The organism is Planococcus sp. PAMC 21323 (genome assembly GCF_000785555.1).
GTDB lineage: Bacteria > Bacillota > Bacilli > Bacillales_A > Planococcaceae > Planococcus.
Map to the genome: position 1 here is coordinate 1,920,508 of NZ_CP009129.1, position 17,014 is coordinate 1,937,521.

Consider the following 17,014-nt stretch of genomic DNA (forward strand, 5'->3'; position numbering starts at 1 on the left):
AACACCTCTATACTATTATTGAACTTCTTCTTTATAATCACAGCTCGTACAATTAATTTGCACGCCTTTTTTCACTTTTTTCTCTACAAGTAACTCACTACATTTTGGACACGGTCGCTCGATCGGTTTATCCCATGAAACAAATTCACATTCAGGATATCTTTCGCAACCATAAAATATACGGCGTTTCTTACTTTTTCTTTCAACAATTTCGCCTTGTTTACAAGTTGGGCATGTAACCCCAATATGCTTCACAATCGCTTTTGTATTACGACATTCAGGAAAATTACTACAAGCCATGAACTTTCCGTAGCGACCTAATTTATAAACCATCGGTGCGCCGCATAATTCACAATCTTCGCCAGCTGGCTCGTCTTTAATCTGAACTTTTTCCATTTCATTCTCTGCTACTTCGACATTTTTTTCAAATTTACGATAAAATGCGTCGATGATAGAACGCCATTCAATTTCGCCTTCTTCGACAGTATCCAAATCGTGCTCCATTTTAGCTGTAAATTCAATGTTTAAAATATCCGGGAAAAATTCAAGTACTAACTGATGAACAATTTCACCTAACTCAGTTGGAATAAATCGTTTTGCATCCAGTGTGACATACCCACGCTTTTGAATTGTATCCAAAGTTGGCGCATAAGTTGACGGACGTCCTATTCCAAGCTCTTCGAGCGCTCTTACTAAACGGGCCTCTGTAAAACGAGGAGGCGGCTGCGTAAAATGCTGATTTGGTGTAATATCAATTGCTTTTACCACGTCACCTTCAGCCATTTCCGGTAAGATATTGTCTTTTTCTTCTTTTTGATCATCCGTACCTTCAATATAAAGCTTCATGAAGCCTGGAAATTTAACTTGAGAACCGTTTGCACGAAACACTGCTTCACCATTTTGCAATTCTGCCATAACTGTATCCAACACTGCCGAAGACATCTGACTTGCAACAAAACGATCCCAGATTAGTTTGTATAGACGGTAAAGGTCACGTGAAAGAATGCTCTTCATCGACTCTGGAGTCCGCATTACGCTAGTTGGACGCACAGCTTCGTGAGCATCTTGTGATTTTGCTGACTGCTTGGCAGCAGCTTTTTGTGTAACGTACTCATCACCATAGTTTTCAACGATAAAATCGATGGTGTCTTTTTTTGCTGTATCTGAAATTCGTGTGGAATCTGTTCGCATATAGGTGATTAAACCTGTAATGCCTTCTTTCCCTACTGCAATACCTTCATACAATTGTTGCGCTAGCATCATTGTCTTTTTAGCTCGGAAGTTTAACTTGCGAGCAGCTTCTTGCTGAAGTGAAGAAGTTGTAAAAGAAGGGGAGGGATTTCTTTTTCTCTCTTTTTTCACCACTCGGTTAACGTTAAAATCTTTTCCTGACATCGAAGCTAGCACTTCTTTAACATCTGCTTCATTATGCAATTTCATTTTTTCTTTTGTATTACCATAAAATTGCGCTTCAAAATTCTTTTTTGATTTTTCGAACTCCCCAGTAATTGACCAGTATTCTTCCGGTTCAAAAATTTTGATTTCGTTTTCACGATCAATTACTAGTCTTAGTGCTACTGATTGAACACGACCAGCTGATAAACCTTTTTTTACTTTTTTCCAAAGCAAAGGGCTGATGCTATACCCTACAAGACGATCTAAAATTCGGCGTGCCTGTTGTGCATCAACTAAGTCCATGTCAATTTTACGTGGGTGTTTAAATGATTCTTTAATCGCATCTTTTGTAATTTCGTTAAAGACGACACGACAATCTGAAGTTTGATCAATGCCGAGTGCCGTTGCTAAATGCCATGCAATTGCTTCTCCTTCTCTGTCGGGGTCAGCCGCGAGAAAGACTTTCTTCGCTTTTTTTGCTTCTTTTTTAAGATCTTGTAAGATTGGTCCTTTACCTCTGATTGTAATATAACGAGGTTCGTAGTTGTTTTCCACGTCTACACCCATTTGACTCCGGGGCAAATCGCGTAAATGTCCAAGTGAAGCACGGACTTTATATTTCTTACCCAAATACCGCTCGATTGTTTTTGCCTTTGCAGGCGACTCCACAATCACTAAAAAATCCGCCATAAATTTTTCCTCCTCATAGAGGTTTCTCAAAACTGCTAAAAGAATTACCTGTTGCAAAATGTATAACAGTTTTTAGCTTAATGCAAGGGTTTTCGTTTTTTTCATTCTTTTTCAGCTGTCATATGTTGGTATTCTTCTAACACTTGCCAACCATTCCACACTGGTTTCGCGCCTTCAACTATCAATTTATGCGGCCCTTCAGATAACAAAGAGTCAATATTACCTGGTACAGCAAAAATATCTTTTCCATGATCTAAAGCATGTTCAATTGTGCTCAAAGTGCCACTTTTAATCTGGGCTTCAGTTACGATAATTCCTTTAGATAAACCACTGATAATGCGATTTCTCATTGGGAAATTCCATTTTTCAGGCTTTACATAAGGTGGATATTCCGTTAAAACAAGGTGTCTTTCTTCTATTATATGGTTTAAGCCTGCATTTTCTTTTGGATAGGGGTGCAAAAATCCACTGCCCGTAACTGCGATTGTATGACCTCCTAAATCAATCGTTTTTTGATGAGCCATAGCATCCGCTCCTTTTGCTAAACCACTGACAATAACATAGCCTTTTTCCACAAGTGGCGGCACGATTTTTTGGAGAGCTTTTTGAGTGTATATTGTGGCTTTACGAGATCCAATTATGGCTACTTTTTGAGGGTTTTTTAATAATGTTAGATCTCCTTTAGCATAAAGAACAGCTGGTGGATCGATTAATTCTAGTAAATTTTCGGGATAAAGTGGGTGTTGATAAGATATGGGGAGTATCTTATATTTGGCGTAGGTTTCATGTAAGGGGTATGTCAGAGATTGTCTATAAGAGGCTTTTAATTTGATTGCTTGTTCTAATTTAATATTCAGCAGCCACATTAATTCATTTGGTGATTTTTTTTCGAGTCTTGTTAAGTCTGGATCATCTGAAAATAGCGGCAATAACTTCTGCAAACTTTTAGGGTAGACGTAATGCAATGCTAACAAACGTTTTGTAAATTCATCGTTCATCTTGTTCCTCCTCTTTTTTAAAGATCAATTAAGGTGCGCCCGACTATGAAACACCTTCATTTCATTTTAATCGTTTTTTCTGTCGACGTAAACTTTTAAAATGCACCTTTTTTAGTAGAATAGTTATTTAATTCCTTATATTAGTTACTTGTTATCAATGGTAAACTAAAGCTACTAGAACAATGCTTTTTATACTCTCACTAGTTTCTAACGAGTTAGTATCTTATTTTACTAAAAAGGAGTTTTAAATGACATTGAGTAAAATAATTCATTCAAGTGCCACCATATTATGGTTGATCTCTGCTATTTATTTACTTTATAAATATTTTTTAAACTTGGGCTACTGGGATCGTCCGCTTTATATTAGCTTAGGTTTATTCTTGATCATCATTATTAGCCGCAAACCATTTAATAAACTAAATCTATGGATTTCCTTATTTTACATTGCTTTTGGCGTTTGGGTTTCACTAGATTTCTTTCTAATTATGACAGATGTTTTTACAGTAAATTAACGCTATTATTATCATCAAATAAAATAAAAAAACTCAAAACCTTGATTTACCAAGGCTTTGAGTTTTTATTTTACTTATTAATGAGTTTTACACTTATCGTATAAACCTTTTTCTTTAATCACTTTGATCAAAGTTTCTCCGATTACTGATGGAGTGTCTGCAACTTCGATTCCAGCTTCGTTCATTGCTTTGATTTTATCAGCAGCTGTTCCTTTACCGCCAGAAATAATCGCACCGGCATGGCCCATACGTTTTCCTTCAGGTGCAGTTTGTCCGCCAATAAATCCAACAACAGGTTTCGTCATGTTCGCTTTAACCCACTCAGCAGCTTCTTCTTCAGCTGTTCCGCCGATTTCACCGATCATTACAACTGCGTACGTATCTTCATCTTCGTTGAATTCTTTCAACACATCGATAAAGTTTGTACCATTTACTGGGTCTCCACCAATACCGACAGCTGTCGATTGGCCAATTCCCTCTTCAGACAATTGGTGAGTCGCTTCATACGTCAGTGTACCTGAACGTGAAACAACGCCAACATGTCCTTTTTTATGAATGTATCCAGGCATGATGCCGATTTTACATTCGTCCGGAGTAATAACGCCCGGGCAGTTTGGTCCAACAAGACGTGTTTTCTTGCCTTCCATGTAACGGTTCACTTTAACCATATCCAAAACTGGAATATGCTCAGTGATACAAATTGCCATGTCAAGTTCAGCTTCAACAGCTTCAAGAATTGCGTCTGCAGCGAAAGGTGCCGGTACGTAAATTACAGATACGTTAGCTCCTGTAGCTTTTACTGCTTCTTCAACAGTATTGAAGACAGGTACGCCTTCAGCTTCAGTTCCGCCTTTACCTGGTGTTACACCCGCAACGATTTTCGTTCCGTATTCAAGCATTTGCTTTGTATGGAAAAGGGCAGTTGACCCTGTAATTCCTTGTACAAGCACTTTTGTGTCTTTATTAATGTATACACTCATTTTTGTCCCTGCCCTTCTTTAGCCTACAAGTTCTACGATCTGTTTAGCGCCGTCTGCCATTGTTCCAGCAGCTACGATATTAAGACCTGATTCATTAAGCAGTTTTTTACCAAGTTCTACGTTTGTTCCTTCAAGACGGACTACTAATGGCACTTCAAGGCTTACTTCTTTAGCAGCTTGAATAACGCCTTCCGCAATGATGTCACACTTCATGATACCGCCGAAAATGTTAACGAAAATTCCTTTTACATTCTTATCAGAAAGAATGATTTTGAAAGCTTCCGTTACTTTCTCAGCAGTGGCACCGCCCCCAACGTCAAGGAAGTTAGCGGGTGTTCCGCCGTAATAGTTGATCGTGTCCATAGTTGCCATAGCAAGTCCGGCGCCGTTAACCATACAGCCGATGTTCCCATCTAAAGAAATGTAGCTTAAGTCATACTTAGAGGCTTCAATTTCTTTTGGATCTTCTTCGTCGAAATCGCGAAGTTCCACAATATCTTTGTGGCGGTAAAGAGCGTTTTCATCGAAATCAAATTTCGCATCAAGTGCTAAAATATTGCCGTCGCCAGTTTCAACTAACGGGTTAATCTCAACGATAGACGCATCTTTTTCGATAAATACTGTGTATAGTCCAAGCATGAATTTCGCCGCTTTGTTTACAAGCTTTGGCGGGATGTTCATGTTGAAAGCCATACGGCGTGCCTGGAAACCAGTCAAACCGATTACTGGATCGATTACTTCTTTGAAGATTTTTTCAGGAGTGTTTTCAGAAACTTCTTCGATATCGACTCCGCCCTCTTCAGAGCCCATAAGAGTGACACGAGCAGTTTGGCGATCTAGCACCAATCCGATGTAATACTCCTTCTTAATGTCAGATCCTTCTTCGATCAAAAGGCGTTTAATTTCTTTACCTTCTGGACCTGTCTGGTGAGTCACAAGAACTTTACCTAAAAGTTCTTTCGCGTATGCACGGACTTCATCCAGATTTTTAGCGATTTTAACACCGCCAGCTTTGCCTCGTCCACCTGCGTGGATTTGTGCTTTTACCACGACAACATCAGTACTCAGTTCTTTAGCTGCCTTAACTGCTTCTTCCGGAGAAAAAGCAACAGTGCCGTAAGAAACTGCTACTCCGTATTGTCTGAGGAGTTCTTTTCCTTGATATTCATGGATATTCATCTGTCATCCTCCAATCAAACATCTTTATCTTAATTTTATTGCCTCTACCATTGTATTAAAGTTGTCACAAAAAGTCCACCGTTGTTCGTTATTCAAACAAAACTTAGTCTGTTTAAAACAGTGAATTTTGCGTCAAAAGAGTTTTTATCGGTTCGAAGGTCTTTCGATGTATTTCACAAGGACCATATTCCTTGATTGCCGCGATGTGTTCTTTCGTACCATATCCTGCATGTTTTTCAAATCCATACCGAGGATACTGAACAGCGTAGTCAGCCATTAATGCATCTCTTCCTGTCTTCGCTAAAATAGAAGCCGCTGCTATACTCAAACTTTGAGCATCCCCTTTGATAATAGACTCACAAGGCACCGGAATCTCGAGCATCATCGCATCAGCCAGGACAATAGCAGGTGCAGGAGTCAATGCTAGCGCAGCTTCTGTCATTGAATTTCGTGTAGCTTGATAAATATTCAGTCGATCAATTTCTTCAGTCGATTGAATATGAACCGAGTAACTTACAGCTATTTTTTTAATTATTTCAGCAAATTCATCGCGTTTCGCTTTACTTAATTGTTTGGAATCATCTAAACCGATTAAACTTGAACAGTCTTCTGGCAATATTACAGCAGCTGTTACGACAGGTCCTGCTAGTGGACCTCTCCCCGCTTCATCAATTCCTGCTACTAAGTCCGAGTTTTCTTTTCTGAAAAAATCGTCAAACGCTAGTTTTTCATTGTGATTATCCTGCAATATTTTTCGTTGCATTTGATTTCGGTGCCACGATGCCAATAAGGTCTGTACGCTTTTACGGGAATCCCCCTCGAGGTCCGCCATCCACGGTTGCCACTCCGTTGTTATTTTTAGCTTTTCTTTTATCTCAGCGCTAGTTTGCATCAGTTCAACTTCTCTCAGTTTTTTTATGACTATGTAAAAAGCTGCTCCTCAAATTCGAGGAGCAGCTCTTGTTAAAAGAGTAAACTCTCACTCTTCTTCTTCAATCATTTCATCTCTATAATCGAATGTTACTTTACCTAAATACTGATTACGAATGTCACGTACAATCACTTCGGCCGTCATTTCATAATCGACTTCACCGTGCTGATCTTTAAAGCCCCGTTTTTTGCCAATATGATCAAACGTATTAACGATTTCTTCGTCAACATGATCGATACCATAACGTTCTTTCATTCGATCTGGATAGCGTTCTTCTAAAAATTTGAGTGAGTAAATAGCCAGTTCCTGCATCTGGATTACCGAATCTTTAATGGCGCCTGTAACTGCTAGTTTCAATCCTGTTTCCGGATCCTCAAACTTCGGCCATAAAATACCAGGCGTATCCAATAACTCAATTTCTTTGCCTACTTTGATCCATTGTTGCGCTTTTGTAACACCGGGCATATTCCCTGTTTTCGCTAAGCTTTTCTTCGATAAACGGTTAATGAGTGTCGATTTCCCAACGTTCGGTATTCCAACAATCATAGCGCGAATTGCACGAGGCTTAATGCCTTTTGCAATCATCCGGTCCCATTTTTCTTCGAGTATTTCTTTTGATGCTTTTGTCACTAATTGCAATCCTCTACCTTCAAGCGAGTTGATCGCAACTGCTCGCGTACCTTGATCCTCGAAATAACGAATCCATTTTTTCGTTTCAACCTCATCAGCCATGTCCATTTTGTTTAAAATAATAAGACGCGGTTTTTGTTGAATCACTTGATCGATCATCGGATTTCGTGAAGATAAAGGTAACCTGGCGTCAACAAGCTCAAAAATAATGTCTACTAATTTCAGTTTTTCGGTAACTTGTCTTCGCGCTTTTGCCATGTGTCCAGGAAACCATTGTATCGTCATAAAACCACTCCTTATTTTACAATTCCCGCTTCAGCCAATGGCCAAAAAACGAAACTTGTGTCGCCTATCACTTCGTCGGTTGATACCAATCCGATGTGTCGGCTGTCTTTACTCGCGCGGCGATTGTCGCCCATTACAAAAATAGATCCGTCAGGTATTGTACTCTCACCTGTAACATCTTCTAAATCAAAATCTTCCGTTAGCGTACCAGTTATGCCTTGTTTATAAAAATCTAAATAAGGCTCTTCTATTGCTTCTCCATTTATATACAGTTGGTCATCTTCGTAAGCGATGTGATCGCCCGGCAACCCGATTATACGTTTAATATAATCTTTCTTTTCTGGGGCATGAAAAACAATGATATCGAAGCGGTCAGGCTCTCCGACCGAATAACCTATCTTGTTGACAATCATGCGATCTCCATGTTCTAGGGTTGGCATCATCGATTCTCCATCTACTACAATCGGCGTGAATAAAAAGAAACGAATAATTGCTGCCAAGCCGAAGGCAATCAACAAAGCTTTGGACCATTCCCACATTTCATTTTTCTTCTTGGATTCAGTCTCCATGCGTGTTCCTCCCCAAACTTACTGTTCTAATTGTACAAGGAAACCTACTTTTTAGCAAAAAGAAAGAGGGCGCAAGCGCCCTCTTTCATCCATGCAATCTTATCGAATTTCTTTAATACGAGCTGCTTTACCACGTAGATCACGTAAGTAATACAATTTCGCACGACGTACTTTACCACGACGGGTAACTTCAAGCTGTGCAATTTTTGGTGTGTGTACAGGGAATGTACGCTCAACACCAACACCGTAAGAGATTTTGCGAACAGTGAATGACTCACTGATTCCGCCTCCGCGACGGCTAATTACGACTCCTTCGTATACCTGAACACGTTCGCGTGTACCCTCGACAACTTTAACGTGGACGCGAACAGTATCTCCAGGACGGAACTTAGGAAGGTCCGTACGAAGTTGTTCTTTAGTGATTTCTGTAATAATGTTTTGCATTATTTTTCTCTCCTTCTACAGACGCTCTTACACCATTTTGACTGTTGCAGCGGAACATCGTGATCCTGTACTTTACATAAAAGTACATTGTCCATGTTACCACTGTTACTCGACTCATGCAAGAGCAACTTAAAATCTATTTTGATTTCTTTAATCCGTCAATAATTTTCAGTTGTTTATCGCTTAACTCAATTTTCTCAAGTAAGTCTGGACGTCTTTCGAGAGTCCGTTGCAAGGTTTGTTCTTCTCGCCATTGATCAACTTTCCCGTGATTACCGGAAGTTAGCACGTCTGGCACTTTCCACCCTCTAAAATCAGCTGGACGCGTGTACTGTGGATGTTCTAGAAGTCCCGTAGAGAATGAGTCGCGTATTGGCGAATCGGCGTTTCCTAGCACGCCTGGAAGCAATCTCACGACACTATCGATCACAGTCATGGCAGCTAACTCACCGCCAGTTAGCACAAAATCCCCAATTGAAATTTCATCTGTAACTAAATGCTCTCGAATACGTTCGTCATATCCTTCGTAATGGCCACAAATAAATACCAACTCTTCTTCATTTGCTAACTCTTCAGCTTTTTGCTGTGTAAAGCGTTCTCCTTGTGGGCACAATAAAATCACACGTCGTTTACTGTTTGGTGAGAGACTTTCAACCGCGTTAAAAATCGGCTCTGGTTTTAATACCATTCCAGCCCCTCCACCAAATGGATAATCGTCAACTTGTCTTTTATTATCGGCAAATTCACGAATATCAACAACGTTTAAACTAACGGCCTTTTTATCTTGCGCTTTTCTCATAATCGAATGTTGAAAGACACCCTCAAACATCGGTGGAAACAACGATAGCACATGGATATTCATCAAGACAATAATCCTTCGATCACTTCGATGATGACTTTCTTTTCATCAATATCAATTTCTTTAACGATTTCTTCTGTATAAGGAATATAATGTTTTTTACCTTTTTCAGGTGTTACTTCCCACACATCATTAGCACCCGTCTCCAAAATCTCCGTAATCTTCCCGAGTTCTTGACCTTCAGTTGAATAAACCATACACTCAAGAATTTCGTGATGATAAAAAGCATTTTCTTCGAGGTCCGTTAAATCGTGTTCAGCAATTCTCAAATAAGATTCTTTAAATGGCTCAACATCATTGATATTTGGATAGCCTTCAAAAGTTAACAATTCAAAGTTTTTATGTTGGCGATGACTGGCGATTTTTACCGTAATTGGTTTTTTTGCATCCGGAGTGAAAAGCCCAAGCTTTGTTCCTACAGCAAATCGTTCTTCTGGAAAATCGGTACGTGATAAAACACGTACTTCTCCACGGATTCCGTGAGTGTTGACAATTTTACCTACATTAAACCATTGCACAAACATACATCCTTTCTATCCTATTTTTCTGAAAAAAAAAGAAGGAACCGGGGCTCCTTCTTTTTCTTAATCCACAATATCGAGATAAGTTTTTTTCTTATGATAACCGCCTGCTGCTGAGTACACAATTGAACGAACAGCTTTTGCTACACGTCCCTGCTTCCCGATTACTTTCCCTGTATCCTCAGGATGCACAGAAAGCTTGTAGACAATTCGGCTTGCGTTTTCGTCAGTAATGACGCGAACTTCTTCCGGATAATCAACTAACGGTTTAACAATGGTCTCTATCAGCTGCTTCATAAGAAACTCTCCCTTACTTGTTTAGTTTTTCGTTATGGAATTTCTCCATAATGCCTTTTTGAGAAAACAAGTTACGTACAGTGTCAGATGGTTTTGCACCATCATGAAGCCATTTCAATACTTGTTCTTCATCGATCTTAACTTCAGCTGGAACTGTCAGTGGGTTGTAAGTACCTACTGTCTGAATTTGACGGCCGTCACGTGGAGCACGTGAGTCAGCTACTACAATACGGTAAAAAGGAGATTTTTTAGCTCCCATACGTTTCAAGCGAATTTTTACTGCCATTTCTTAAAGCACCTCCGAATAGTTTCACACAAGATATTATATTAGCAAGCTTTAAATAGTTTGTAAAGTATTTTTTCTTAACACCTTAAAATTTTACTTAAAAAGCGAGTCTAGACCTGGCATTCCCATTTTCTTTTTGCCTTTTTTCGTGTTCATGCCAGACATTTGTTTCATCATTTTCTTCATATCTTCAAACTGTTTTAATAGTCTGTTGACATCTTGAATATTAGTTCCTGAACCTTTAGCAATTCGTTTTTTACGATTTGCATTAATGATTTCAGGAGTGGTTTTCTCTTTTTTCGTCATCGAATAGATAATTGCTTCTACACGATCCATTTGACCTTCATCCACTTTCGCGTTTTCCAGCCCTTTGATTTTATTAGCACCTGGAAGCATTTTTAAAATTTCATCTAATGGTCCCATTTGTTTTACTTGTGACATTTGTTCTAGGAAGTCATCGAAAGTAAATGTCGACGTTCTAAACTTCTCTTCTAACTCTTTTGCTTTTGACTCATCAACGTTCGATTGTGCCTTTTCAATCAAGGACAACATGTCGCCCATACCAAGTATCCGTGACGCCATGCGTTCCGGATGGAAGGCTTCGAGTGCATCCATTTTCTCGCCCATCCCGACAAATTTAATCGGTTTTTGGGTAACGGCACGGATTGATAGCGCGGCACCGCCTCGAGTATCACCATCGAGCTTTGTTAAGACAACGCCAGTAATGCCAATTGCTGCATCGAAGTTTTGAGCCACATTGACAGCATCTTGACCCGTCATCGAATCGACAACAAGAAAAATTTCATCCGGCTCTTTAAGCGCACGAATATCTTTTAATTCCTGCATTAGCGCTTCATCTACATGTAAACGCCCTGCTGTATCAATAATAACTGTATCTAAATGCTCTGCTTTGGCATGTTCGATTGCTTGACGTGCAATCTCTACAGGAGACATCTCTGTCCCTTTTGAGAATACAGGAAGAGATAGTTGTTTACCGATGGTCTCTAACTGTTGTATCGCTGCTGGACGATATACATCGGCCGCTACTAATAGCGGTTTACGATTGTGTTTTCTGCGCAATAAATTGGCGAGCTTCCCAGTAGTTGTCGTTTTACCGGCACCTTGTAAACCAACCATCATAATAACTGTTGGTTGCTTTGTTGAGAACTCGATTTTCCGTTCTTCGCCGCCCATCAATTCCGTCAGCTCATCTTTAACGATTTTAACAACTTGCTGTCCTGGCGTTAAGCTGTCCATGACATCTTGTCCAATCGCTCGTTCACTGATTTTCTTGACAAATTCTTTTACAACTTTTAAATTGACATCCGCTTCGATCAAGGCGAAACGAACTTCACGCATCATTTCTTTAACGTCTGCTTCGTTGACTTTACCTTTGCCTTTAATCTTAGTCATCGTACCTTGCAGGCGTTCGGATAAACCTTCAAATGCCATTCTTTCCGCCTCCTAATCCCATTCCTTTAGTTCGCCCAAAAATTGCTGAATACGTTCTTCTGTGAATGGCTTTTTTTCAAATGACGAAACCAATTGCTGCCTTTTTTGGAACTTCTCGAAAAGCTGCAATTTGCGTTCATATTCTTCTAGCATTGCTTCTGTCCGGCGAATATTATCATATACTGCTTGACGGGTAATAGTGTATTCTTCCGCAATTTCACCCAATGAATGGTCATCTAAATAATACAGCATCATATAGCTGCGCTGTTTAGGTGTCAGTAGTTCTTGATAGAAATCAAACAAATAATTCATACGTGTTGTTTTTTCTAGTCCCATCATTGCCACTCACCCCATTCGTTCTCATGCTTAGAATACTGAATAACGAAAGTACTGTCAAGTATTTTTACTTGTCTGCATCTTCGTCTTCTAATTGTTGCTCCTGATCCAATCCCTCTGCAAACAAACCATAAACATATTTTTGTGCATCAAATGGTTGTAAATCATCGATTTTTTCACCAAGTCCAACAAATTTCACCGGAATTTTTAACTTATTACGGATTGCTAATACAATTCCACCTTTTGCCGTTCCATCAAGTTTTGTTAAAACAATGCCTGTTACGTCTGTAACTTCTTTAAATGTCTGTGCTTGTAGCATCGCATTTTGACCTGTAGTTGCATCAAGAGCTAGTAGTACTTCATGTGGAGCACCAGGAATCTCACGCGAAATGACACGATGAACTTTTTGGAGTTCATTCATCAAATTGACTTTGTTTTGTAGACGTCCTGCCGTATCACAGATTAACACATCTACACCGCGAGACTTCGCTGAGCGTACAGCATCATACATAACGGCTGCAGGGTCTGATCCTTCACTTTGCTTGATGACGTCAACACCGACGCGTTTGCCCCAAACATCCAATTGTTCAATTGCTCCTGCACGGAAAGTATCACCGGCAGCAAGCATAACGGTTTTACCTTCGTTTTTAAAGCGATGAGCCAATTTACCAATGGTTGTCGTTTTCCCAACCCCGTTGACACCTACCATTAAAATAACCGTTAAACCTTCAACAAAATTAATTTCATTGATTTCCGCTTCGCCAGCTTCATATATTTCTACTAGTTTTTCTGAAATAACGGATTGGACATTCGAAGTATCTTTTACATTTTTTCGTTGAACTTCAAAACGCAAGTCATCCATTAACTCAATAACGGTTTCAAATCCTACATCCGCTTGCAGTAAGATTTCTTCTAATTCTTCGAAAAAGTCTTCATCTACTTTACGGTATTTCGCTACCAAATCGTTGATTTTAGATGTAAAGCCAACTCGGGTTTTAGCTAAACCCTCTTTGTATTTTTCAGTTGATTCTTCAGCTTCGGCATTGCCAGCAAATTTATCTTTTAATTTTTTGAAGAAACTCACAGGTGAACACTCCTTTTTCAGGTTTTTTCTTCGAGCTTGACTGATACCAATTTAGAAATTCCGGATTCTTGCATAGTAATGCCATATAAAACATCGGCACCTTCCATCGTTCCTTTACGATGAGTAATAACAATGAATTGCGTGTCTTCACTGAACTTCTTCAAGTATTGACTGTAACGCACGACATTTGATTCATCAAGCGCAGCTTCGACTTCATCTAACACACAAAACGGCACAGGGCGAACGTTTAATATCGCGAACAATAAAGCAATCGCAGTGAGTGCACGTTCTCCACCTGATAGCAAACTCAAATTCTGCAGTTTTTTACCAGGTGGTTGTGCAATAATTTCAACCCCTGTCATTAACATATCTTTAGGATTTGTTAGGACTAAATCAGCCGCCCCCCCGCCAAATAATTCTTTAAAGGCCCGCTGGAACTGTATACGAATGGCATGGAACGTGTCATCAAAACGACTCGTCATTTCTCCATCCATTTCGCGAATTAATGTACGCAAAGTTTCTTTAGCCTCGTTTAAATCGTCACGTTGCTCTGTTAAAAAGGCATGGCGATCCGAAACATGCTCATACTCTTCAATTGCTCCAATATGAACAGGACCCAATTCTTCAATAGATTGCTTGAGTAGCTTAACTTTTCTGCGGACCGCTGTTTCTTCGTCTTTCATTTCAAATTGTTTCGCTTGCTCAAGTGTTAATTGATAATTGGTTTCGAGCTGTGCGATAAAGCTTTGAATTTGAACTTCTAGACGTGTCGATTTGACTTCATAAATCCGAATCGCTTCTTCATACCCTTTATAGATACGTTGCTGTTCTTTTAAGTTTTCTTCTAAATTATTCAAGCTGCTCTGTTCTTTTGCACGCAGCTCTTTTGTTTCGTTAATCGTTTGTTGAATTTGAATTTTTTTCGCAGACCAAACTTTTATTTCTTGTAGAATTTCTTCGTCAGAATAAACTTTTGCAGCTTCTTCTGATTGAATCCACTCTAATTCTTTTTGGTGATCCTGCAATTTTTGACTACTTTTTTCTAGTCGTTCAAAAAGTTCCGCTTCGCTAGCAGTTAGCTGAGCAACGCGTTCTTTTGTCACGGCATAAAGAGATTTTTGTTCTGCTAACTTTTCAAGCACTTGATCCCGTGCCGACTCATTTTGTTGCTTAAACAAAGTCAGTTCATCAATTTTCACTGTTATGTCGTTAAGTTCACCAACAATACTATCTAGTCGAGTAGTCGCTGCCTCTTTGCGTTTTGTTACCGCTGTTAAATCGTATTCTTTGTTTTTCTGTTCGGCTTCAAAAATGTCGTATCGTTCTAAAGTGGTTTTTAACACTGCTTCTATTTCTCGTAAAAGAATAGAGCTTTCCGCTTCCATATCACGATATTTTTCGCCTTCAGTTTGTAAAATCCGAATATTTTCTTCAGCTGCTTTGACTCTTTCTTGTTCTTTACGCACAGTTTTTTCAGCCGTTAAGATGGTTTCTTCTAGCTCAGTTGCCTGTATAAGCAATTGATCAAGTTCGGCTTTTCGTGTAAAGAAAGAGGCTTGCGTTTTGTTAGCGCCACCGGTCATCGACCCACCTGCATTAACGATATCGCCTTCAAGTGTCACGACACGGAAACGGTTACCGGTAGCTTTAGCAATCGCGGTTGCACCTTTTAAATCTTCAGCAATTATTACGTTGCCTAATAAATTCTCTATAATCATGCTATATTGCGGATCATAGTTAACCAATTTAAATGCCATACTAATGTATGACGGATGCTTACTTACAGTTGCTAAAGTGTGTTCAGGAATCGTTCTTGGCTTCATAACTGTCATTGGTAAGAACGTAGAGCGACCTGCTCTTTTCTTCCGAAGAAAATCGATTGCTTCTCGAGCATGCTGTTCAGTTTCAGTCACAATGTGCTGACTAGATGCGCCTAGAGCAGTTTCAATCGCTTTGGCGTAGTTTTTTTCTACTTGGGCGAGTTCGGCAACCGCTCCTCGAATTCCTTGCAATTGACCTTTTTCTCGAGCTACCAATACTTCTTTTACACCTTGGAAAAAGCCTGAAAAATCAGCTTCTAATTCTTGTAAGGTCTCGATGCGAGCTGTCAATTGCTTTTGCGATTGATATGCTTGAAATAACATCGATTGCTTTTGTTCAAAAGCTTGTTTTTGTTGCTGATAATCAGCTTCACTTTCTTTATATTGCTGACGTTTTGCATCCAATGTGGATCTGACTTCTTGAACATCTTTTTCTGCTCGCACTTTTTCAGCTTTTAGCTTTGAAAGTTCTGCGGAAAAATCTGCCCGTTGCGTATTGATACGTCCAGAAGACTCTGTTAATTGTTGTTCTTGCAAATTGATATTTTTAAACTCGTTTTTGACTGTTGCTTGTTCGTTCATCAAATCAATATAAATCGACTTACAATTTTCAATTTCAATTTCAATATCGGCCGGTGTTCGGTTTAGTTGTTCTTCAAGTTGTTGAATCGCTATTCGGATTGATTGACGCTCGCTTTTACGTTCTTCTAACAAAGCGAGTTGCTCGCTATGTTTTTTCTTTAAAAGTTCATTTTCCTGCTTTTCAGCCTCTAAATTTTCTTGTAATTGCAATGCTTGACGATCTGCATTGCTCTTTTTTTCAGACATCAACAATTTACGCCCTTGCCATTTTTCTGTCTCAGCACTCGCTTCGACTAAAGCATTTTGCGCTTTATCTATCTTATTATCCATGTCAAAAAGCGTCTTCCGTATTTTAGCGACAAGACGCTCTTTATCATTAATTTCAGTCGATAATTGCTGCTCTTTTGCAGAATGCTCTGCAGCGTCATTCGCTAAACGGCTTAGCTCTTGCTCAAGATTGCCTGCATCGTAAGCTAGTAAAGCAATATCCGCATCTTTTAGTTGCTCATTCATGTCTAAAAAGTCTCTTGCAGTTGAAGCTTGAATTTGAAGCGGTTCCATTCGCCCGTCCAGTTCATGCAAAATATCAAGCACGCGATTCAAGTTTTCATCGGTCTCATTTAATTTGACTTCAGCTTTTTTCTTGCGTTGCTTGTATTTTAAAACGCCCGCTGCTTCTTCAAAGATTGAACGACGCTCTTCTGCTTTTGAATTAAGAATTTCATCAACTCGCCCTTGAGAAATAATCGAAAAAGCTTCTTTCCCAAGACCAGAATCCATGAACAAGTCCGTAATGTCTTTTAAACGACAATTTTGCTTATTTAACAAATAAGCACTTTCACCACTACGAAAAACCCTTCTCGTTACGCTAATTTCGCTGTAATCAAGAGGGACTCGACCATCTGTATTATCTAGAATTAACGTTACTTCCGCAAAATTCAATGGCTTTCTAGAATCACTACCTGCAAAAATAACATCTTCCATTTTAGCCCCGCGCAGTGATTTCGCTGATTGTTCTCCGAGCACCCACCGGATGGCGTCCGTAACATTACTTTTACCACTTCCGTTTGGCCCAACAACCGCTGTTACTCCGGGAACAAAGTCGATGCCTATGCGATCTGCAAACGACTTGAATCCCATGACTTCCAATCTTTTCAAAAACAT

The 17,014-nt window shown here is 39.5% G+C and carries 17 protein-coding genes; 1 reads left to right on the top strand and 16 read right to left on the bottom strand.

The annotated features are described in order from the left end of the window. Window positions 1-15: 15 nt before the first annotated feature. Together topA and dprA are read right to left on the bottom strand one after the other, a co-directional pair. Window positions 16-2,085 carry a type I DNA topoisomerase gene (topA, locus tag PLANO_RS09725; RefSeq protein WP_038704262.1) on the bottom strand — a complete coding sequence of 690 codons (2,070 nt, stop codon included), beginning with the start codon at window positions 2,083-2,085 and terminating at the stop codon, window positions 16-18. Between the two features lie 101 nt (window positions 2,086-2,186). Beyond that, on the bottom strand, window positions 2,187-3,083 hold the full coding sequence (dprA, locus tag PLANO_RS09730) for a DNA-processing protein DprA (protein WP_038704263.1): 897 nt from the start codon (window positions 3,081-3,083) through the stop codon (window positions 2,187-2,189). 248 nt (window positions 3,084-3,331) lie between these two features. Between dprA and PLANO_RS09735 the strand changes: the two genes are divergently transcribed. Continuing rightward, a complete protein-coding gene (locus PLANO_RS09735) occupies window positions 3,332-3,595 on the top strand; it encodes a hypothetical protein (RefSeq protein WP_038704264.1) in 264 nt (87 codons plus the stop codon). Between the two features lie 77 nt (window positions 3,596-3,672). On the opposite strand, the gene sucD is transcribed toward PLANO_RS09735, so the two are convergent. The 14 genes from sucD to smc form a co-directional block, all read right to left on the bottom strand. After that, complete coding sequence (sucD, locus tag PLANO_RS09740; protein WP_008430844.1) at window positions 3,673-4,575, bottom strand: succinate--CoA ligase subunit alpha; 903 nt, start codon at window positions 4,573-4,575, stop codon at window positions 3,673-3,675. 18 nt (window positions 4,576-4,593) lie between these two features. Continuing rightward, window positions 4,594-5,754: an ADP-forming succinate--CoA ligase subunit beta gene (gene sucC, locus PLANO_RS09745; protein WP_038704265.1), complete on the bottom strand. Its 1,161-nt coding sequence runs from the start codon at window positions 5,752-5,754 to the stop codon at window positions 4,594-4,596. A 112-nt stretch (window positions 5,755-5,866) separates the two neighbouring features. Next, the gene (locus PLANO_RS09750) at window positions 5,867-6,646 is read right to left on the bottom strand and encodes a ribonuclease HII (RefSeq protein WP_038704266.1); all 780 of its coding nucleotides are present in this window, start codon (window positions 6,644-6,646) and stop codon (window positions 5,867-5,869) included. An 87-nt stretch (window positions 6,647-6,733) separates the two neighbouring features. Continuing rightward, on the bottom strand, window positions 6,734-7,600 hold the full coding sequence (gene ylqF / locus PLANO_RS09755) for a ribosome biogenesis GTPase YlqF (protein ID WP_038704267.1): 867 nt from the start codon (window positions 7,598-7,600) through the stop codon (window positions 6,734-6,736). A gap of 11 nt (window positions 7,601-7,611) precedes the next feature. Continuing rightward, window positions 7,612-8,169 (bottom strand): signal peptidase I, encoded by a 558-nt coding sequence (lepB, locus tag PLANO_RS09760; RefSeq protein WP_038704268.1) that lies wholly within the window; start codon window positions 8,167-8,169, stop codon window positions 7,612-7,614. 99 nt (window positions 8,170-8,268) lie between these two features. Beyond that, window positions 8,269-8,613 carry a 50S ribosomal protein L19 gene (gene rplS, locus PLANO_RS09765; RefSeq protein ID WP_038704269.1) on the bottom strand — a complete coding sequence of 115 codons (345 nt, stop codon included), beginning with the start codon at window positions 8,611-8,613 and terminating at the stop codon, window positions 8,269-8,271. 136 nt (window positions 8,614-8,749) lie between these two features. Next, window positions 8,750-9,475, bottom strand: coding sequence for a tRNA (guanosine(37)-N1)-methyltransferase TrmD (gene trmD, locus PLANO_RS09770; protein WP_038704270.1), 726 nt, complete (start codon window positions 9,473-9,475; stop codon window positions 8,750-8,752). Beyond that, a complete protein-coding gene (rimM, locus tag PLANO_RS09775) occupies window positions 9,475-9,990 on the bottom strand; it encodes a ribosome maturation factor RimM (RefSeq protein WP_038704271.1) in 516 nt (171 codons plus the stop codon). The genes trmD and rimM overlap by 1 nt, the downstream gene beginning before the upstream one ends. A 66-nt stretch (window positions 9,991-10,056) precedes the next feature. Beyond that, window positions 10,057-10,290: a KH domain-containing protein gene (locus PLANO_RS09780; protein WP_038704272.1), complete on the bottom strand. Its 234-nt coding sequence runs from the start codon at window positions 10,288-10,290 to the stop codon at window positions 10,057-10,059. A 13-nt stretch (window positions 10,291-10,303) separates the two neighbouring features. Further along, entirely contained in the window at window positions 10,304-10,576 is a 273-nt protein-coding gene (rpsP, locus tag PLANO_RS09785; RefSeq protein ID WP_008497962.1) for a 30S ribosomal protein S16, read from the bottom strand. 93 nt (window positions 10,577-10,669) lie between these two features. Continuing rightward, the gene (gene ffh, locus PLANO_RS09790; protein WP_038704273.1) at window positions 10,670-12,028 is read right to left on the bottom strand and encodes a signal recognition particle protein; all 1,359 of its coding nucleotides are present in this window, start codon (window positions 12,026-12,028) and stop codon (window positions 10,670-10,672) included. Window positions 12,029-12,040: 12 nt separating this feature from the next. Next, window positions 12,041-12,364 (bottom strand): putative DNA-binding protein, encoded by a 324-nt coding sequence (locus tag PLANO_RS09795; protein WP_038705431.1) that lies wholly within the window; start codon window positions 12,362-12,364, stop codon window positions 12,041-12,043. 67 nt (window positions 12,365-12,431) lie between these two features. Beyond that, on the bottom strand, window positions 12,432-13,448 hold the full coding sequence (gene ftsY / locus PLANO_RS09800; RefSeq protein WP_038704274.1) for a signal recognition particle-docking protein FtsY: 1,017 nt from the start codon (window positions 13,446-13,448) through the stop codon (window positions 12,432-12,434). A gap of 17 nt (window positions 13,449-13,465) precedes the next feature. Beyond that, entirely contained in the window at window positions 13,466-17,014 is a 3,549-nt protein-coding gene (gene smc, locus PLANO_RS09805; RefSeq protein ID WP_038704275.1) for a chromosome segregation protein SMC, read from the bottom strand.